The sequence below is a fragment of the Streptomyces showdoensis genome, assembly GCF_039535475.1.
In the GTDB taxonomy this organism is placed as follows: Bacteria; Actinomycetota; Actinomycetes; order Streptomycetales; family Streptomycetaceae; genus Streptomyces; species Streptomyces showdoensis.
The window spans coordinates 409,421-427,201 of record NZ_BAAAXG010000026.1; the positions used below are offsets into that span (position 1 = coordinate 409,421).

The 17,781-nt window shown below is 73.5% G+C and carries 22 protein-coding genes; 9 read left to right on the forward strand and 13 right to left on the reverse strand.

Annotated features, from left to right (window positions below):
* Positions 1–33: 33 nt before the first annotated feature.
* On the forward strand, positions 34–1,167 hold the full coding sequence (locus ABD981_RS14360; RefSeq protein ID WP_046911631.1) for an Mrp/NBP35 family ATP-binding protein: 1,134 nt from the start codon (positions 34–36) through the stop codon (positions 1,165–1,167).
* A 67-nt stretch (positions 1,168–1,234) separates the two neighbouring features.
* Here the strand turns inward: ABD981_RS14360 and ABD981_RS14365 are convergent, their stop codons facing one another.
* From ABD981_RS14365 to sigE, 5 genes are all read right to left on the reverse strand, one after another.
* The gene (locus ABD981_RS14365; protein ID WP_046911632.1) at positions 1,235–1,837 is read right to left on the reverse strand and encodes a hypothetical protein; all 603 of its coding nucleotides are present in this window, start codon (positions 1,835–1,837) and stop codon (positions 1,235–1,237) included.
* Positions 1,838–1,910: 73 nt separating this feature from the next.
* Positions 1,911–2,354, reverse strand: a complete 444-nt coding sequence (locus ABD981_RS14370; RefSeq protein ID WP_046911633.1) for a sec-independent translocase — start codon at positions 2,352–2,354, stop codon at positions 1,911–1,913.
* Between the two features lie 91 nt (positions 2,355–2,445).
* Positions 2,446–4,344: a trypsin-like peptidase domain-containing protein gene (locus tag ABD981_RS14375; protein ID WP_046911634.1), complete on the reverse strand. Its 1,899-nt coding sequence runs from the start codon at positions 4,342–4,344 to the stop codon at positions 2,446–2,448.
* A gap of 81 nt (positions 4,345–4,425) precedes the next feature.
* Positions 4,426–5,145, reverse strand: a complete 720-nt coding sequence (locus tag ABD981_RS14380) for an anti-sigma factor family protein (RefSeq protein ID WP_046911635.1) — start codon at positions 5,143–5,145, stop codon at positions 4,426–4,428.
* Positions 5,142–5,900 (reverse strand): RNA polymerase sigma factor SigE, encoded by a 759-nt coding sequence (gene sigE / locus ABD981_RS14385; RefSeq protein ID WP_123955165.1) that lies wholly within the window; start codon positions 5,898–5,900, stop codon positions 5,142–5,144. Before sigE ends, ABD981_RS14380 begins: the two co-directional genes overlap by 4 nt.
* A 142-nt stretch (positions 5,901–6,042) precedes the next feature.
* Between sigE and ABD981_RS14390 the strand changes: the two genes are divergently transcribed.
* Positions 6,043–6,711, forward strand: a complete 669-nt coding sequence (locus ABD981_RS14390) for an O-methyltransferase (RefSeq protein WP_046911637.1) — start codon at positions 6,043–6,045, stop codon at positions 6,709–6,711.
* Between the two features lie 106 nt (positions 6,712–6,817).
* Here the strand turns inward: ABD981_RS14390 and ABD981_RS14395 are convergent, their stop codons facing one another.
* Both ABD981_RS14395 and ABD981_RS14400 read right to left on the reverse strand, forming a co-directional pair.
* Positions 6,818–6,985 carry a DUF3117 domain-containing protein gene (locus ABD981_RS14395; RefSeq protein WP_205628308.1) on the reverse strand — a complete coding sequence of 56 codons (168 nt, stop codon included), beginning with the start codon at positions 6,983–6,985 and terminating at the stop codon, positions 6,818–6,820.
* A gap of 93 nt (positions 6,986–7,078) precedes the next feature.
* On the reverse strand, positions 7,079–7,222 hold the full coding sequence (locus ABD981_RS14400) for a hypothetical protein (protein WP_165591033.1): 144 nt from the start codon (positions 7,220–7,222) through the stop codon (positions 7,079–7,081).
* A 44-nt stretch (positions 7,223–7,266) separates the two neighbouring features.
* Here ABD981_RS14400 and chcB point away from each other — a divergent pair, with 44 nt between their 5' ends.
* Positions 7,267–8,070: a 2-cyclohexenylcarbonyl CoA isomerase gene (gene chcB, locus ABD981_RS14405; protein ID WP_046911638.1), complete on the forward strand. Its 804-nt coding sequence runs from the start codon at positions 7,267–7,269 to the stop codon at positions 8,068–8,070.
* 27 nt (positions 8,071–8,097) lie between these two features.
* Here the strand turns inward: chcB and ABD981_RS14410 are convergent, their stop codons facing one another.
* Positions 8,098–8,688, reverse strand: coding sequence for a DNA-3-methyladenine glycosylase I (locus ABD981_RS14410; protein WP_046911639.1), 591 nt, complete (start codon positions 8,686–8,688; stop codon positions 8,098–8,100).
* A complete protein-coding gene (locus tag ABD981_RS14415) occupies positions 8,685–9,020 on the reverse strand; it encodes a DivIVA domain-containing protein (protein ID WP_046911640.1) in 336 nt (111 codons plus the stop codon). Before ABD981_RS14415 ends, ABD981_RS14410 begins: the two co-directional genes overlap by 4 nt.
* 114 nt (positions 9,021–9,134) lie before the next feature.
* Between ABD981_RS14415 and folP the strand changes: the two genes are divergently transcribed.
* Positions 9,135–9,995 (forward strand): dihydropteroate synthase, encoded by an 861-nt coding sequence (gene folP, locus ABD981_RS14420; protein WP_046911641.1) that lies wholly within the window; start codon positions 9,135–9,137, stop codon positions 9,993–9,995.
* A gap of 161 nt (positions 9,996–10,156) precedes the next feature.
* Here folP and ABD981_RS14425 read toward each other — a convergent pair whose 3' ends face one another.
* Together ABD981_RS14425 and dapE are read right to left on the reverse strand one after the other, a co-directional pair.
* Positions 10,157–10,906, reverse strand: a complete 750-nt coding sequence (locus ABD981_RS14425) for an LOG family protein (protein WP_046911642.1) — start codon at positions 10,904–10,906, stop codon at positions 10,157–10,159.
* A gap of 84 nt (positions 10,907–10,990) precedes the next feature.
* The gene (dapE, locus tag ABD981_RS14430) at positions 10,991–12,085 is read right to left on the reverse strand and encodes a succinyl-diaminopimelate desuccinylase (protein ID WP_046911643.1); all 1,095 of its coding nucleotides are present in this window, start codon (positions 12,083–12,085) and stop codon (positions 10,991–10,993) included.
* A 29-nt stretch (positions 12,086–12,114) separates the two neighbouring features.
* Between dapE and ABD981_RS14435 the strand changes: the two genes are divergently transcribed.
* Together ABD981_RS14435 and ABD981_RS14440 are read left to right on the forward strand one after the other, a co-directional pair.
* Complete coding sequence (locus ABD981_RS14435; RefSeq protein WP_382748417.1) at positions 12,115–13,077, forward strand: VldE C-terminal domain-containing protein; 963 nt, start codon at positions 12,115–12,117, stop codon at positions 13,075–13,077.
* A gap of 304 nt (positions 13,078–13,381) precedes the next feature.
* Complete coding sequence (locus tag ABD981_RS14440; RefSeq protein ID WP_046911645.1) at positions 13,382–13,852, forward strand: hypothetical protein; 471 nt, start codon at positions 13,382–13,384, stop codon at positions 13,850–13,852.
* Between the two features lie 62 nt (positions 13,853–13,914).
* Here the strand turns inward: ABD981_RS14440 and ABD981_RS14445 are convergent, their stop codons facing one another.
* Both ABD981_RS14445 and fdxA read right to left on the reverse strand, forming a co-directional pair.
* Positions 13,915–15,009, reverse strand: a complete 1,095-nt coding sequence (locus ABD981_RS14445; protein WP_046911646.1) for a bifunctional succinyldiaminopimelate transaminase/glutamate-prephenate aminotransferase — start codon at positions 15,007–15,009, stop codon at positions 13,915–13,917.
* A 109-nt stretch (positions 15,010–15,118) separates the two neighbouring features.
* Entirely contained in the window at positions 15,119–15,439 is a 321-nt protein-coding gene (gene fdxA / locus ABD981_RS14450) for a ferredoxin (protein WP_046911647.1), read from the reverse strand.
* A gap of 112 nt (positions 15,440–15,551) precedes the next feature.
* On the opposite strand from fdxA, the gene ABD981_RS14455 reads away from it, so the two are divergent.
* The 3 genes from ABD981_RS14455 to ABD981_RS14465 all read left to right on the forward strand — a co-directional run bounded on the left by ABD981_RS14455 (position 15,552) and on the right by ABD981_RS14465 (position 17,760).
* Positions 15,552–16,553 carry a GNAT family N-acetyltransferase gene (locus ABD981_RS14455; protein WP_046911648.1) on the forward strand — a complete coding sequence of 334 codons (1,002 nt, stop codon included), beginning with the start codon at positions 15,552–15,554 and terminating at the stop codon, positions 16,551–16,553.
* Positions 16,550–17,368 carry a transglutaminase family protein gene (locus tag ABD981_RS14460; RefSeq protein WP_240495469.1) on the forward strand — a complete coding sequence of 273 codons (819 nt, stop codon included), beginning with the start codon at positions 16,550–16,552 and terminating at the stop codon, positions 17,366–17,368. The genes ABD981_RS14455 and ABD981_RS14460 overlap by 4 nt, the downstream gene beginning before the upstream one ends.
* Before the next feature lie 167 nt (positions 17,369–17,535).
* Positions 17,536–17,760 carry a hypothetical protein gene (locus tag ABD981_RS14465; protein WP_046911650.1) on the forward strand — a complete coding sequence of 75 codons (225 nt, stop codon included), beginning with the start codon at positions 17,536–17,538 and terminating at the stop codon, positions 17,758–17,760.
* The last annotated feature ends 21 nt before the right edge of the window (positions 17,761–17,781 follow it).

Consider the following 17,781-nt stretch of genomic DNA (forward strand, 5'->3'; position numbering starts at 1 on the left):
ATGAGCCGGTGGTCGTCGCCGTACCATCTCCCTATGGCTACGGAAGACGCGGTGCGCGAAGCACTGGCGACGGTGAACGACCCCGAGATCAACAAACCGATCACCGAGCTCGGCATGGTGAAGTCGGTGGAGATCGGATCCGACGGCAGGGTCGCCGTCACGGTCTATCTCACGGTCTCCGGCTGCCCGATGCGCGACACCATCACCCAGCGCGTGACGGACGCCGTCTCCCGCGTCGAGGGCGTCACGGGCGTCGACGTCACGCTGGACGTGATGAGCGACGAGCAGCGCAAGGAGCTCGCCTCCGCGCTGCGCGGCACCACCGCCGAGCGCGAGGTCCCCTTCGCCAAGCCCGGCTCGCTGACCCGCGTGTACGCGGTGGCCTCCGGCAAGGGCGGTGTCGGCAAGTCCTCGGTGACGGTCAACCTGGCGGCGGCGATGGCGGCCGACGGGCTGAAGGTCGGTGTCGTGGACGCCGACATCTACGGTCACAGCGTGCCGCGCATGCTGGGTGCGGACGGGCGTCCGACCCAGGTCGAGAACATGATCATGCCGCCGTCGGCGAACGGCGTGAAGGTCATCTCCATCGGCATGTTCACCCCGGGCAACGCCCCGGTCGTGTGGCGCGGCCCGATGCTCCACCGCGCGCTCCAGCAGTTCCTCGCCGACGTGTACTGGGGCGACCTGGACGTCCTGCTGCTCGACCTGCCGCCGGGCACCGGCGACATCGCCATCTCCGTCGCGCAGCTGGTGCCGAACGCGGAGATCCTGGTCGTCACCACCCCGCAGCAGGCCGCGGCCGAGGTCGCGGAGCGGGCCGGCTCGATCGCCGTGCAGACCCACCAGAAGATCGTCGGCGTCGTCGAGAACATGTCGGGCCTGCCGTGTCCGCACTGCGACGAGATGGTCGACGTGTTCGGCACGGGCGGTGGCCAGAAGGTCGCCGACGGGCTGACCAAGACCACCGGCGCGACGGTCCCGGTGCTGGGCTCGATCCCGATCGACGTGCGGCTGCGCGAGGGCGGCGACGAGGGCAGGCCGGTCGTCCTGTCCGACCCGGACTCCCCGGCCGGCGCGGCCCTGCGCGCGATCGCCGGCAAGCTGGGCGGACGGGCCCGCGGCCTGTCGGGCATGAGCCTGGGCATCACGCCGCGCAACAAGTTCTGAGACGTCCAGGACAGGGAAAGGGCGCCCTCCGGGGCGCCCTTTCGCGTTCCAGCGGGTCCTGCCGCCGTCAGGCGTACTGGCCCAGGTCCTTCACCGCGGAGAAGCCGAGCCCGTACGCGCTCATCCCCCGCCCGTACGCGCCGATGTGCACGCCGGTCGCCGAACCGGCCAGCACCCAGCCGAACTCGGACTCGCGGTAGTGGAACGGCACCGGCACGCCGTCCACCGGCAGCGAGAGCGTCGACCAGGCCGGGCCTTCGAGGTCGTCGGCGAGCTCGAACGCGGTCTCCGTCTGCTGGTCCAGCCAGTCGTCCCGCCGCGTGTGGTCGAGGTTGGCGGGCCAGGTGTGGGCCAGCAGGCCCGAGCCGGCCAGCCAGGCCGCGGAGGAGACCGTGGTGGCCTCCAGGACGCCCGTGCCGTCGCCGGTGCGGCGCACCGGGTTCGCGGCGACGGTCACGACGACGGCGAACCGCTCCTTCTCCACGGCCACGGCCTCGGACTTTATCGACGGCTCGTCACCGTGGCCCATCGAGCCGTACTGGACGGTGCCGTCCGCGGCCGTGCCGATCTGCATCAGCCGGCGCGGGCCGGTGAACGCCTCGTCGAGCCCGTACCAGGCGAAGGGCGCGCGCAGGAACCCCTCGGCTTCCACCCGACTCGTCGTCTTCATCTCGGCCGCTCCTCTTCATGTCGACAGAGGGAGGATAGCCACCGTGCCGCAGTGGGTCGGTGACAGGCCGTCGTCAGGTGGCGTCGGAGTCGTACGGCGGACGCTCGCCGGCGTCCGGCTTGTCCTGCTTCTTGAGGAGGTCCGGGGTGGCGGAGCCGTTCACCGCGGCGGGCGCGGCGGGCGCGGTCTCGCGGCCGTGGACGGCGTCGGCGACCTCGTTCATCTCCTTCTTCAGGTCGAAGCTGGAGCGGAGCTCGTTGAGCTCCTTGAGGTCCTCGTTCTCCGCGAGCTGCTTGCGGATGAAGTTCTTGGGGTTGAGGTCCTCGAACTCGAAGTCCTTGAACTCCGGGCCGAGCTCGCTGCGGATGTCCGCCTTGGCGCTGTCGGAGAACTCCCGGATCTTGCGGACGAAGCGGGAGACGTCCTGGATCATCTTCGGCAGCTTGTCCGGACCGAAGATGAGCACGGCGAGCACCACGAGCGTCACCAGCTCGAGTGCGCCTATGTCGCTGAACACCCTGTAGCTCCTTCACGCCGGTCCCGGGCCCGGTCCACCGTACCCGCCGAAACTGCCTGGCGGGTACCTCGTGGTGTCCTCCACATGGCGCCTAGGCGCCCGTGGAGGAGCCGAGCGTCAACGTCTTTGTCTGCTCTTTGCCGTCGCGGGTCAGCGTGAGCTTCAACCGGTCTCCGGGGCGGTGGGCGCGGATCTTCACGATCAGCTCCTCACCGCTGTGGACGCGCTGTCCGTCGACCTTGGTGATGACGTCGCCGGGCTTGATGCCGGCGCGGGCGGCGGGGCCGTCGGGGGTGACGGAGGAGGCGCCGTCCTTGCCCTTCGCGCCGACCCGGGCGCCGTCGCCGGTGTACTGCATGTCGAGGCTCACGCCGATGACCGGGTGGGTGGCCTTGCCGCTGTTGATGAGCTCCTCGGCGACCCGCTTGCCCTGGTTGACCGGGATGGCGAAGCCGAGGCCGATGGAGCCGGACTGGCCGCCGCTCTCGGAACCGTTGCTCGCGGCGCGGATGGCGCTGTTGATGCCGATGACCCGGCCCTGGGAGTCGAGCAGCGGGCCGCCGGAGTTGCCGGGGTTTATCGGGGCGTCGGTCTGGAGGGCGTCGACGTAGCTGATGTCGGTGCCGTCGCCCTTCTCGCCGCCGGCGGTGATCGGGCGCTCCTTGGCGCTGATGATGCCGGAGGTGACCGTGTTGGAGAGGTCGAAGGGGGCGCCGATGGCGACCACGGGGTCGCCGACGCGGACGGTGTCGGAGTTGCCCAGCGGCAGCGGCTTGAGGCCCGAGACGCCGGAGACCCGGATGACGGCGAGGTCGTAGCCGGTGTCGCGGCCGATGAGCTTGGCGCGGGCGGACTCGCCGTTGCTGAAGGTGACGGAGATCTCGCCGGATGCGGCGGCGGCGTCCACGACGTGGTTGTTGGTGAGGATGTTGCCGCGGGTGTCGAGCACGAAGCCGGTGCCGGTGCCCGAGGAGCCGCTGCCGCTGACGTGGATGGTGACGACGCCCGGCAGGGCCCCGGCGGCGATGCCGGCGACGCTGTCGGGGGCGCGGCCCGAGGACTCCGGTCCGGCCTGCGGCAGCTCGACGGTGGTGAGGCCGCCGTTGCGCTCGATGTACGCGCCGACGCCGCCGCCGACGACTCCGGTGACCAGCGCGAAGGCCAGGGCGCCGACGAGCGCGAGGCCGCGCCGCGGCTTCTTCTGCTTCACGGTGACCGGCGGGACGATCGGCCCGGCCGCGAGCGGCGCGGCGGCCGCCCACGGGTCGTACGCCGGCGCCACGGCCATCGGCCGCTGCACGGGCGGCGCGGGCGCCCACGGCCCCGGCTCGCCGTAGGGCGGCGTGCGGTAGGGATCGGGGGCGTGCAGCGGCTGGGCCTGGGGCTGCGGTTCCGGCTGTGCCGGTACGGGGGCGGGCGCGGGCGCCGCGGGGGCGGCGGGTTCCGCCGAAGTCGCCGGGGCCGCGGCGGCGTCGGAGCCCGTCGGGGCGGCCGGGGTGGTCTCGGCGGCCGGGGTCGCCGGGAGAGGCCCGGTGGGGTCGGGTCCGGCGGGGACCTGGTCCGGCCGGCCGGGCACGGCCCGGCGCGGGTCGACGGACTCGGGTCCGGGCTCCGGGTCGAGCCAGGAGGCGGGCGCGTCGGCCTGCTCGGCCGCCGGAGCGGGCACGGGCGAGGGCTCGGCCGCCGGAGCGGGGGCCTTCGACAGTACGGGCGCGTCGGGCGCGGCCTCGGGTCGCCCGGTCCCGGCCTCGGCAGGGGCCGGCCGCGCGTCCTCGGGCCCGGCCGGGGGCGACCCCGCGTCCCGGGCCTCGGCCGCGTCCGGGGACGGCTGCGGTGCGGGTGCCGGGGTCGGTGCGGGTGCGGCCAGGGTGAAGTCCGCGTCCCCGTCCCGGGCCCCCGCCGCGTCCGGGGACGGGGCCGGGGGCTGCTCAGGCGGCGGGATGGGTGTCGTCGACGGACGGCTCCACCAGGTCGGCTTCCCGTTCTTCATGCTCTCCCCGCAACAGATGACCTGTCCGCGCCCACCGGTCGTCGGGCGCGCCCCTGCCCCTGGATTCAACCAGGTCGCCGGTCAGCGGTGGGAGGGGCTGGGGGCGGGGGTGGCGGTCGGGGCGGTCCCGGGCGCGTAGGAGAGCCGGAGCGCGGGGGCCGCCGGGCGTATGAACGGGGACAGTTCCAGGCGGGCCGGCACCACGGTGGGCGCCGCCTCCTCCTGCGGCTGCTCGCGGCGGGAGCCCGAGGCGAAGGTCGCCGGGGCCCGCAGCGGGGTCACGTTGCTGCCGGAGCCCTGGCCGCGCGCCGCGTCGAGGGGCAGCGTGCCGCCCAGCGCGATCGCGGCGAAGGAGACCGCGCTCGCCGCCGCGAAGGCGAACCGGCGGCCGCGCCCGGAGCCGCGGTCGCCGACCTCGTGGATCCGGAAGCCGGAGTGCGGGGTGACCGGAGCGGCCGTGGCGAAGCCGTCGGACCGCAGTCCGCCGCCGCGCAGGAGGTCGTCGAAAGGACCCCCCTGGTCATTCGGTCCCCCCGGCAGCCCCTGGAGGCGGGCCAGCAGCCCCTCCGAGGGCGGCGGGGGCGCGCTGGTGGCGAAGACGCTCTTCAGGCTGCGCTGGGCGTCCGCCTCGGCCTTGCACTTGGGGCAGGTGGCGAGGTGGGCGAGGACCCGTTCGCGGGCGTCATGGCCGAGCTCGCCGTCGACGAGCGCGGCGAGCCGGTCCCCGAGGTGCTGGTCCGCGAGGTTCTGGCCCGCGAGGTGCCGCTCCGCTGGGGTCGCTGACGGACGGGTGCCGCTCACGCCGTTCCGCCCTCCCAGCCGACTGCGGCGAGCGCCCGCTCCGCGCGCGCCTCGGGCGAGCGGTGCTTGAGCGCCTTGCGCAGGTGGGAGCGGCCGCGGTGGATGCGGCTGCGGACGGTGCCCAGCTTCACGCCGAGGGTCGCGGCGATCTCCTCGTAGGAGAGGCCCTCGATGTCGCAGAGGACGACCGCGGCGCGGAACTCGGGCGCGAGGGTGTCCAGGGCCTGCTGCACGTCGGCGTCGAAGTGGGTGTCGTTGAACGCCTGCTGCGGGGACGGCTCGCGGCTGGGCAGCCGCTCGGCGGCGTCGTCGGCGAGCGCGTCGAAGCGGATGCGCTGCTTGCGGCGGACCATGTCGAGGAACAGGTTGGTCGTGATGCGGTGCAGCCAGCCCTCGAAGGTGCCGGGCGTGTAGGACGACAGCGAACGGAAGACCCGGACGAAGACCTCCTGGGTCAGGTCCTCGGCGTCGTGCTGGTTGCCCGTCAGGCGGTAGGCGAGCCGGTAGACCCGGCCGCTGTGCGTGCTGACGATCTCCTCCCAGCTGGGCGGAGTCCACGCCTGCGATTCCGCATCCGATGCGAAGGTCGCGGTGGTGGGTGCGGAGTCGGCGGTGCGGGAACGGTCAGCGGTGTCGGTCACGGATTTCGGCTCACCCGTCGATCCGAGAAGGCGCCTAAGCACGCGTCTCCGACCTGCAGGCGCAGCCGCACCTCCCCTGTCGGCTCTGGTGGTGTCCAGTGGAGCCCCTACCATAGCCACCTCGCCCGTTAGCTCCGGATAAGAATCTTTACGCGAATTTGGGGCCGGCTCGTTCCGCCGTCCCGACTCGCTTCCTGTCTGTAGGAACGCGCGGTCCCATCTGCGGGTTCCCGCGCGCAGCGGATACAGTCGACGCCTGCGTCAACTACGGGGACAGGAGAGGGCCATTACCGCCAACCGGCAGACGAGCTGGGCGTTCGCCGACGCCTTTGTCGCCGAGGACGAAGCGCTGCGCTGGGCCCGTGACCGGGCCCGGGAGGCAGGGCTGCCCTCGGTGTCGCCGGGCACCGGTGCGGCCCTCCGCCTGCTGGCCGCCACGGCGGACGCCAAGGCGGTGGCGGAGATCGGTACGGGCACGGGCGTGTCGGGGATCTACCTGCTGCTCGGGATGCGCCCGGACGGGGTGCTGACCACGGTGGACATGGAGCCGGAGCGGCAGGCGCACGCGAAGGCGGCGTTCCGCGCGGCGGGCTTCGCGGGCAACCGCGCGCGGTTCATCCCGGGCCGCGCCCTGGACGTGCTGCCCCGGCTCGCGGACGGCGGCTACGACCTCGTGTTCTGCGACGGCGACCGCACGGAGTCCCTGGACTACCTCGCTGAATCGTTGCGCCTGCTGCGCCCCGGCGGTCTGGTCTGCTTCGAGGGCGTCTTCGCGGACGGCCGTACGGTGGACTCGGCGGCCCAGCCGGCCGAGGTGCTGCGGATACGCGAGCTGCTGCGCACGGTGCGGGAGAGCCCGGCGCTGCTGCCGACCCTGCTGCCGGTCGGCGACGGCCTGCTGTGCGCGGTCCGCAGGGGCGGCTGACGCGCCTGCGGGACGGATCGGGGCCCGGACCGGGCCCGGTACACCTCTGCCCCGGCGCGGTGGGTACCGTACCGGGGCAGAAGCGGAAAATCGTGACAGGGGGGCGTCAGCCGACGACGTCCTTCAGGGCGTCGCCGAGGGCCTTCGCCTCGTCCGGGGTCAGCTCGACGACGAGCCGGCCGCCGCCTTCGAGCGGAACGCGCATGACAATGCCCCGCCCCTCCTTTGTCACCTCGAGCGGGCCGTCACCCGTCCGCGGCTTCATGGCCGCCATGCTCGTTCCCCTTCCTGAAACCAGCTCAACGTCAGCATCGAACACGATTGCTTCCTGGTCATTATCCCGCATCACAGGACCCGATGACCAACATCAGGTGGCATCGCTTCCGCAACGCGCTTTCACAAAACCGCATATTTCGCCGATCCACCTGCGATACTTCGCCGCCATCGCACCGCTGTCGGGCGCCGATTCTTTGACGCAGGTCACATGCGGCGGGCCGGAGATCTCCGCCATGCTGGGCAGGTCAATCGACGCAATGAGGCGAAGGGACCCCCGCGATGGCCGACACGGTGCTGTACGAGGTGAGCGACGGGCTCGCCACCATCACCCTCAACCGCCCCGAGGCCATGAACGCGATGAACGTGGCCGCGAAGGTCGCCCTGCGCGAGGCGGTGGAGACGGCCGCGGCCGACCCGGCGGTCCGCGCGGTGCTGCTGACCGCCGCCGGCGACCGGGCGTTCTGCGTGGGCCAGGACCTGAAGGAGCACGTCGGGCTGCTGCTCCAGGACAAGGAGTCCGGCACGCAGGCCACCATGAACACGGTCCGCGACCACTACAACCCGATCGTCCGGGCGCTCACCGGCATGGCGAAGCCCGTGGTGGCGGCGGTGAACGGGGTCGCGGCCGGAGCCGGCTTCGGCTTCGCGCTCGCGGCGGACTACCGGGTGGTGGCGGAGACGGCCGCCTTCAACACCTCCTTCGCCGGGGTCGCCCTCACCGCCGACTCGGGCATGTCCTGGACGCTCCCCCGGCTGATCGGCCACAGCCGCGCGGCCGACCTGCTGCTCTTCCCCCGCTCGATCGGCGCGCGGGAGGCGTACGAGCTGGGCATCGTGAACCGTCTCGTACCGGCCGAGGCGCTCGCCGAGGAGGCCGCGAAGGTGGCCCGCGCGCTGGCCGAGGGCCCGACCGTCGCCTACGCGGCGCTGAAGGAGTCCCTCGCGTACGGCGCGGACCACTCGCTCGCCGAGGCGCTGGAGAAGGAGGACGAGCTCCAGACGAAGGCGGGTGCGTCCGAGGACCACACGATCGCCGTGCAGGCCTTCATCGCCAAGGAGAGGCCGAGGTACCTGGGCCGCTGAGCGGCCCGCCGGAGTGCCGGCGCCGCCTCAGCGGGCGGCGCCGCGCGCCACGCACCCGGCGACGTGGTCGTCGACCAGACCGCAGGCCTGCATCAGCGCGTACGCCGTGGTCGGGCCGATGAACCGCAGTCCGCGCTTCTTCAGGGCCTTGGACAGGGCCGTCGACTCGTCCGTGACGGCCGGGACGTCGCCGGTGCCGGCCGGGACCGGGCGGCCCTCCGGGTCCGGCGCGTACGACCAGATCAGCTCGTCCAGCTCGCCGGGGGCCCAGTCCACGAGCACCTGGGCGTTGGCGATCGTCGCGTCGATCTTGGCGCGGTTGCGGATGATCCCCTCGTCGCCCAGCAGCCGCTCCCGGTCGGCGTCGGTGAACCGGGCCACCTCGGCGATCCGGAAGCCGGAGAAGGCCGTACGGAAGCCCTCGCGGCGGCGCAGGATCGTGATCCACGACAGGCCGGACTGGAAGGCCTCCAGGCACAGGCGCTCGAACAGGGCGTCGTCGCCGTGGACCGGGCGGCCCCACTCCTCGTCGTGGTACGCCACGTAGTCCTCGGCCGACAGGCCCCACGGGCAGCGCAGCAGTCCGTCGGGCCCCGCGACGGCCCCGCCGTCGCTCACGCGCCCTCCTCCTCGTCCCGGGGCGCGGCGGCCCGCGGTCCGGCGCCCGCCAGGGCGGTCTCCAGCTCCGCGATCCGGGCGTCGCGCTCGGCGAGCTCGGCGCCGAGGCGGCCGAGGACGTCGTCCACGTCCGCCATCCGGTACCCCCGGACGGCGACGGGCAGGCGCAGCGCCTCGACGTCGGCCTGGCCGACCGGGCGGGCCTCGGGGAGCGGGTCGATCAGTTGCTCGGGCGCCGCTTCGGGCAGCACCTCGCTGTCGCCGCCGCCGACCACCGCCAGGGTGACCGCCGCGACGACCACGACCATCGTGATCAGCAGAAACCAGAACACCAGCGCGCGCCTCTCCCCGTCCGTGGAAAACGTCCGGTGCCGATCGTGCCATGCGGCACCGACAGTTAGGGTCGCAGACGATGCGGCGACCGGTCGCAAGGGAGGACAAAACGGATGCTGCGCTTGGGACCGCGTGAATTCGGGCCGCACGAGCCGGTGATCATGGCGATCGTGAACCGGACCCCGGACTCCTTCTACGACCAGGGGGCGACCTTCCGCGACGAGCCGGCCCTCGCCCGGGTGGAGCAGGCCGTGGCCGAGGGTGCCGCGATCATCGACATCGGCGGGGTGAAGGCGGGTCCCGGCGAGGAGGTCACGGCCGAGGAGGAGGCGCGGCGCACGGTCGGCTTCGTGGCCGAGGTCCGACGGCGCCACCCGGACGTCGTGATCAGCGTGGACACCTGGCGGGCGGACGTCGGCGAGGCGGTGTGCGAGGCCGGCGCGGACGTCCTCAACGACGCGTGGGGCGGCTTCGACCCGCGGCTCGCGGAGGTCGCCGCGAAGTACGGCGCGGGGCTCGTCTGCACCCACGCGGGCGGGGTGGAGCCGCGGACCCGGCCGCACCGGACGGAGTACGAGGACGTCATGGCCGACATCCTGCGCGTGACGGTCGGGCTGGCCGAGCGGGCGGTCGCGCTGGGCGTGCGGCGCGACGGGATCATGATCGACCCGGGGCACGACTTCGGGAAGAACACCCGGCACAGCCTGGAGGCGACGCGACGGCTCGGGGAGATGGCGTCGACCGGGTGGCCGGTGCTGGTGTCCCTGTCCAACAAGGACTTCGTCGGGGAGACGCTGGACCGGCCGGTGAAGGAGCGGGTCCTGGGGACGCTGGCCACGACGGCGGTGTCCGCGTGGCTGGGCGCCCAGGTGTACCGGGTGCACGAGGTCGCCGAGACGCGGCAGGTGCTGGACATGGTGGCGTCCATCGCGGGGCATCGGGCGCCCGCCGTCGCCCGGCGCGGGCTGGCGTAGCCGGAGCGGGTGCGGGAGGAACGGGCGCGGGGAGGAGCGGGCGCCTGCGGCGGGCTTCTCCCCCACCCCGCCCTCCCGAGACCGGGGCTCCGCCCCGCACCGCGGTCCTCGAACGCCGGACGACCTGGGTCGTGTCCGGAGAGTCCCGCCTGGCTCGCGACCTAGCGCCCGACCTCCTTGGTCACCAGCGCGACCGCCTCGTCCACGTCGTCCGTGACGTGGAAGAGGAGGAGGTCGTGCTCGGAGGCCTTGCCGCCGGCGACGACCGAGTCGCGGAGCCAGTCGACCAGGCCCTTCCAGTACTCCGAGCCGAAGAGCACGATCGGGAAGCGGGTGACCTTGCGGGTCTGGACGAGGGTCAGGGCCTCGAAGAGCTCGTCGAGGGTGCCGAGACCGCCCGGCAGCACGACGAAGCCCTGCGCGTACTTCACGAACATCGTCTTGCGGACGAAGAAGTAGCGGAAGTTCACGCCGATGTCGACGTGCGGGTTGAGGCCCTGCTCGAAGGGGAGCTCGATGCCGAGGCCCACGGAGACGCCCTCGGCCTCCCGGGCGCCCTTGTTGGCCGCCTCCATGGCGCCCGGTCCGCCGCCGGTGATGACGGCGAAGCCCGCCTCGACGAGGGCGCGGCCGATGCGGACGCCGGCCTCGTACTCGGGCGAGTCGGGCTTGGTGCGGGCCGAGCCGAAGACGCTGATCGCGCTCGGGAGTTCGGCCAGGGCGCCGAAGCCCTCCACGAACTCGGACTGGATGCGCATGACCCGCCAGGGGTCGGTGTGCACCCACTCCGAGTCGCCCTCGGTGTCGAGCAGGCGCTGGTCCGTGGTGCCGGGCTGGACCTGGTCGCGGCGCCTGAGCACCGGTCCCAGCCTCTGCTCCTCCGGCTTCTTCGGCTCCTCGGGGACACCCATGGCCTGCTCCTTTCACCGTTCCACTGATCTTCCGGTCCGGTCAGGGTAGGTCCACGGAGGTGACGAAAAGCGAAATTCCGGGAATCAGTCGGTCAGCCAGTCGCGAAGCCTTGCCTCGCAGTGGTGGATCTTCTCGACGTGCACGTGCTCGTCGCGCTTGTGCGCGTAGATGGGGTCGCCGGGCCCGTAGTTGACGGCGGGGACGCCCAGCGCGCTGAAGCGGGCGACGTCGGTCCAGCCGAACTTGGGGTGGGCGCTGCCGCCGACCGCCTTCATGAAGGCCGCGGCGGCGGGGTGGGAGAGGCCGGGCAGGGCGCCGCCGCTCTCGTCGTCGATCTCGAACTCGGCGACGCCGCAGTCCGCGAAGACCTCGCGGACGTGGGCCACGGCCTGCTCCGGGGAGAGGTCGGGGGCGTAGCGGTAGTTGACGGTGACCACGCACGCGTCGGGGATGACGTTGGTGGCGACGCCGCCCTCGATGCCGACGGCGTTGAGGCCCTCGTGGAACTCCAGGCCGTCGATGACCGGCTTGCGCGGCTCGTAGGCGGCGAGGCGGGCGAGGATGGGGGCGGCGGCGTGGATGGCGTTGGAGCCCATCCAGGAGCGCGCGGAGTGGGCCCGCTCGCCCGCCGTGTGCAGCTTGACCCGCAGGGTTCCCTGGCAGCCGCCCTCGACCTCGCCGAAGGAGGGCTCCAGCAGGACGGCGAAGTCGCCCGCGAGCCAGTCCGGGTGGGCGTCGGCGATCTTGCCGAGGCCGTTGAGGTGCGCGGCGACCTCCTCGTTGTCGTAGAACACGAAGGTGAGGTCGCGGTTGGGCGCGGGGACGGTGGCGGCGATCCGCAGCTGGACGGCGACGCCCGACTTCATGTCGGAGGTGCCGCAGCCCCACAGGATGCCGTCCTCGTCGAGCCGGGAGGGCACGTTGTCGGCGATGGGGACGGTGTCGATGTGTCCGGCGAGGACGACCCGCTCGTCGCGGCCGAGGTCCGTGCGGGCGACGACGTTGTTGCCGTGCCGGTCGACGGTGAGGTGCGGGAGCCCGCGCAGGGCGGCCTCGATCGCGTCGGCGAGCGGCTTCTCGGTTCCGCTGACGGACGGGAAGTCGACCAGGGCGGCGGTCAGCGCGGCGCCGTCGAGCGTGAGGTCCAGCGAGGTCTCTCCAGGAGCGGTGTCAGCCATGTGCCGACCCTAACGCGGCCTCCAGTACGGTGGGGCCCGTGTCCGAGCCCACCCGTCCCCCCAGCCCCGTCCGTCGCGGGCGCCGCGCCCGGTTCACGGCGGCGTTCGCCGTCCTCCTCGGCCTGGTCGCCTATGTGGCCGTGCACTACGTCACGGGGAGCAAGGGCGCGCCGCGGTGCAGCATCGGAAGCGGGGCGAACCAGTACGAGTTCACCCCGGAGCAGGCGTCCAACGCGGCGACGATCGCGGCCGTGGGCACCAGCCGGAGGATGCCGGAGCGGGCGGTGACGATCGCGCTGGCGACGGCGCTGCAGGAGTCGGCTCTGTACAACATCGAGCACGGCGACCGGGACTCGCTCGGCCTGTTCCAGCAGCGTCCCTCACAGGGCTGGGGGACGCCGGAGCAGATCCTCGACCCGGTCTACTCGTCGGGGAAGTTCTACGAGGGCCTGGAGAAGGTCCCGGGCTATTCGCGGCTGCCGCTGACGGTGGCGGCGCAGAAGGTGCAGCGCAGCGGCTTCCCCCAGGCGTACGCGAAGCACGAGCCGGACGCCGCGCTGCTGTCGGCGGCGCTGACCGGCCGGGCGCCGGCCTCGCTGGAGTGCACGGCGGACGTCTCGGAGGGCCGGCCGGGCGATCCGGCGCGGGTGCGGGACGAGGTGGTGCGGGCCTTCGGCGAGCGGACCGCGCCGAAGCGGGCGCCCCAGGACGCCAAGGGCGCGCCCGCGGCCGGGTCGGGGGCGGCGGCCGTCGTCGAGCTCTCCGTACCGGTGCGGGCGTCCGCGGGGACGCGGGAGCAGCGCGGCTGGGAACTGGCGCAGTGGGCGGTGGCCCGGGCGGACGAGCTGCGGGTCGCCGAGGTGGGGTACGGGGACCGGGTCTGGCGGGCGGACGACTCGTCGGGCGGCTGGGAGAAGGCGAAGGGCACGGGCGCCGACGGCACCGACGGCACCGACGGCACCTGGGTGCGGCTCCGGCTCGTGCCGCGCTGAGCCCCGGAAGAGCGCACGGGCAGCCGTACGGACCGTCCCCCGGACGTGTCATACGGCGCGCGCGTCGCAGAGCTCTCCGGACAGCTTTCCCGATGCGTGTCATGTCACGGCAATCCCCTTGTGGCACAAGGGAAGTGACGGTTCGGCGACGGGCGGCGCATTGACGCGTTCGTCCGCTTTCCTCCCCACCCGACAATACGACGCATTGCCCATTCTTTACCTTCGGCGTCCGCAACCTCCCCCGCCCCGGGGCCGGTTGTCACTGCGTCCAACCGCACACACCCCCGCTCGTCGAAGGAGCACCATGTCCCTCCCCCTGACCCGTCGGATCGCCCGCGCCGCCCTGCTCGTCGCGGCCGGAGCGGCCCCGGTGGTCGTCGCGGCCGGCTCCGCGAGCGCCGCGGACCAGTCCCTCGCCCCCACCGGCGCCCTGTCGGGTCTGACCCAGCTCGACGGCGCCGCCACGGGCGCCACGCTGGACACCGCCTCGCAGACCGCGACCGGCGTCGTCGGCGAGACCGGCAGCACGGCCGTCGGCACGGCCGTCCCGGCGGCCGGCAAGACCCTGGGCACGGCGGGCAAGACCGCCACCCCGGCCGCCCAGCACGTCGCCGGCGACGCCGCGGGCAGCGCGGGCGAGGTCGTCGGCCGGACCGCGGGCGCGGCCGCCGAGAGCGCCGAGGGCCCGACCGGCGGCTCCCTGGGCGGTCTGCCCACCCAGGGCGTGCCGGCGCCCACCCTGCCGCTCGGCGGCGGGCTGCCGATCGGCGGCTGACCTCCGCCACGCACACGTGAGGGCCCGGGGAGCACCGTCCCCCGGGCCCTCACCCGTGTCCGTCAGCCCAGGCGCTTGACCGCGGCCTCGACCCGCTCGTCGGTCGCCGTGAAGGCCACCCGCACGAAGCGCTCGCCCGCCTCGCCGTAGAAGTCGCCGGGCGCCACCAGGATGCCCTTGTCGGCGAGGTAGGCCACCGTGTCCCAGCACGGCTCGTCGCGGGTCGCCCACAGGTAGAGGCTGGCCTCGCTGTGCTCGATGCGGAAGCCGTGCGCCTCCAGGGCCGCGCGCAGGGCGGCGCGCCGGGCCGCGTACCGCTCGCGCTGCTCGGCCACGTGCGCGTCGTCGCCGAGCGCCGCGACCGTGGCCGCCTGGACCGGGGCGGCGGTCATCATGCCGCCGTGCTTGCGGATCTGGAGCAGCTCGCCCAGGACGGCCGCGTCGCCCGCGATGAACGCGGCCCGGTAGCCGGCCAGGTTGGAGCGCTTGGACAGCGAGTGGACGGCGACGATCCCCTCGTACGAACCGCCGGAGACGTCCGGGTGCAGCACGGAGACCGGGTCGGCCTCCCAGCCCAGCTCCAGGTAGCACTCGTCGGAGAAGACGAGGACGCCGTGCTCGCGCGCCCAGGCGACGATCCGGGTCAGCTCGTCCTTGCCGAGGACCTTGCCGGTCGGGTTGGACGGGGAGTTGAGCCACAGCAGCTTCAGACCGGCCGGGTCCAGCTCGGTGGGGTCGTCGTAGACGACGGCCTCGGCGCCGCACAGCCGCGCGCCCACCTCGTACGTCGGGTAGGCGAGCCGCGGGTAGGCGACCCGGTCGCCGGCGCCCAGGCCGAGCTGGGTCGGCAGCCAGGCCACCAGCTCCTTGGAGCCGACCACCGGGAGCACGTTCTCGTGGGCGAAGCCGGTGGCGCCCAGGCGCCGCTCGCACCAGCCGGTGAGCGCGTCCCGCAGCTCCTTCGTGCCCCACACCGTGGGATAGCCCGGCGAGTCCGCCGCCGCGACCAGGGCGTCCTGGATCAGCGCGGGCACCGGGTCGACCGGGGTGCCCACGGAGAGGTCCACGATCCCGTCCGGGTGGGCCGTCGCCGTCTTCTTGTACGGCTCCAGCTTGTCCCAGGGGAAGACGGGCAGGCGCGAAGAGACTGCGCTCACGGGTTGGCTCACTTCCTCGTTCGTACGCGGGAGATGCGTCGGCCGCCGCCTCGGCAAACGCGTCGGCCCCGTACAGCGGACGATGCCGTACGGGACCGAGGGCGGTTGATCAGCCGTTCTGCGGCGGCAGGGCGGCGATGAAGGGGTGGTCGCGCTCGATCAGGCCGAGCTTGGAGGCGCCACCGGGCGAACCGAGCTCGTCGAAGAACTCGACGTTCGCCTTGTAGTAGTCCTTCCACTCGTCCGGGGTGTCGTCCTCGTAGAAGATCGCCTCGACCGGGCAGACCGGCTCACAGGCCCCGCAGTCGACGCATTCGTCCGGGTGGATGTACAAGGACCGCTGGCCCTCGTAGATGCAGTCGACGGGGCACTCCTCGATGCACGCCTTGTCCTTGACGTCGACACAAGGCTGCGCGATGACGTAGGTCACGCTGTCGTTCCTCCTCGATAGGGCTGGTCTGCGCGGGAGCGCGGCGTCGTCGATGCCCGCCCCTAGTATCTCCGTTCTCGGGGGCGATCCGAACAGGAGGGGCTAAGAAGCTGTGGAATTCGCCGGTGGAGGACGACTCGAAGTCCGTATTACCGCCTCTGACGTGGGAAAACGCGTCTCTGTTCGGTACGTGACGGACTCGGGTGCGCCGGGTGAGAAGTTCACCGACGCGGTCGGCGTTCTCACATCGTGGGAGGACGGTGTGCTGCTGATCACACGCAGGACGGGGGAAACCGTCCGGATCGCGGGATCCTCCCTGGTCGCCGGCAAGACCGTCCCCGCCGCCCCGGCCCGCCGCCGCGGCCCCGCCGCGACCTTCCCCGAGCTCGCCCGCGCCACCGCCCGGGCCTGGCAGCCGCTGGAGAGCGAGCCGCTCGGCGAGTGGACCCTGCGGGCCGCCGGCGGATTCACCCGGCGGGCCAACTCGGCGCTGCCGCTGGGCGATCCCGGCATGCCCGTCGCGGCCGCCCTCGACCGGGTGCGGGAGTGGTACGCGGCCCGGGAGCTGCCCGCCTACGTGCAGGCCGCCACCGGCGGCGCGGGCACCCAGGAGCTGCTCTGCGCCGAGCTGGAGCGGCGGGACTGGCGGCGGGAGGTCTCCGCCGAGGTGCGGATCGCGGCGCTCGCCCCGATCGGCGACACCGGCGCGGACGTCGACGCCGTCCGGCTCGGCCGCTCCTTCGACGAGGGCTGGCTGGGCCGCTACCAGCGCTTCGGCGAGCCCGGCCCGCAGGTCCTGAAGGTGCTCGGCAGCGGCCCGAGTGTGTGGTTCGCCTCCGTACCGGGAACGGGAGGGATACCGGCGGCGATCGGACGCTGTGTGGTGGACGGGCGCTGGGCCGGGTTCATGGCGGTGGAGGTCGACCCCGCCCACCGGCGCCGCGGCCTGGCCACGGCCGTCATGACGGCGCTCGCCCGCCGCGCGCTCGACGAGGGCGCGTCGGCCGCCTGGCTCCAGGTGGAGGCGGACAACGACGGCGCCCGGGCGCTGTACGACGGGATGGGCTTCGCGGTCCACCACCACTACCACCACTACCGATGGACGGGCGCATGACCGACTGGCGGCGGGAGTTCGCGGAGGAGGCCAGGGCCGAGCAGCCCGACCTCGCCCGCCTCTGCCTGCTGGTCGGCGCGGTGGCCGACCCCTCGGTGACCCAGGCCGACCTGGACGCGGCCGAGATCGAGCTTGACCGGCTCGCCGGGCTCGTGCCGTACGGGACGCGCGGCGCCGACGCGTGGGTGGCGGCGCTCTCCGAGCTGCTCGGCCGCCGCGAGGGCTTCCAGGGCGTGCCCGCCGACTACCAGCGGCTGGAGTCCTCCCTCCTGCACGAGGTGCTGCTGCGCCGCCGCGGGCTGCCGATCCTGCTGTCGGTGGTGTGGATGGAGGTCGCCCGCCGGGCCGGGGCCCACGTCTACGGCCTCGGCCTGCCCGGCCACTTCGTGGTCGGCTTCGGCGACCCGGGCGACCTCCACCTGGCCGACCCCTTCGCCGGCGGCCGCGCCATGACCGGCGCCGACGCCGAGCTGCTGGTCGCGGGCGCCACGGGCGAGGCGCTCGACCCCTCGATGCTGCGGCCCGCCTCGCCCACCGCGATCGTGCTGCGGGTCCTGAACAACATCCGCGCCTGGGCCACCGCCCGGCCCGAGCGCTCGGACGTCGCCCTGTGGGCGGTCGACCTCTCCCTGATGCTGCCCTCGCACCCGGCCCGGCTGCGCTACGAGCGCGCGGAGCTGCTCGTCCAGCGCGGCGACTTCCTCACCGGGGCGCTGGAGATGGAGGCGTACGCGACGGTCATGGACGCGGTGGAGCCGAGCGCCGCCGAGACCATCCGGCAGCGGGCGAAGGCGGCGCGGGCGCTGCTCAACTGACCCGTCCCGCGGAGCCCCCTCGCCGACGGGGCCTTCCCGAGCGCGCCGGGCGACGAGCGGACCGCCTGCACGCGGTGCCTTAGGGCGTGTACGGCCTCGGGGCGGGGCGATCCGCGCCACTGTGGGGGCGGACGTCGCACAGGAACGTCCCGAGCGGAAGGAGCGCGATGGAAACCCCCCACGGTCCCGGCAGCTACGTCGCCCACACGGGCACCGACGTGTACGGCCCCGGCAAGGTCATCGGCGTGGACGGACGGCACCGGCGGGTGCGGTTCGTCCACTACGTGGCGACGGTGCGGGCCGAGGACCTGCGGGCGGCGTCCGCGGGCGAGGCCCGGGAGGTCCAGGCCTGGCTGCGGGCCAGGAAGGCGCGGTACGGGGGCGAGTGGTAGCCCCCCGTACCGCGGCCCTCC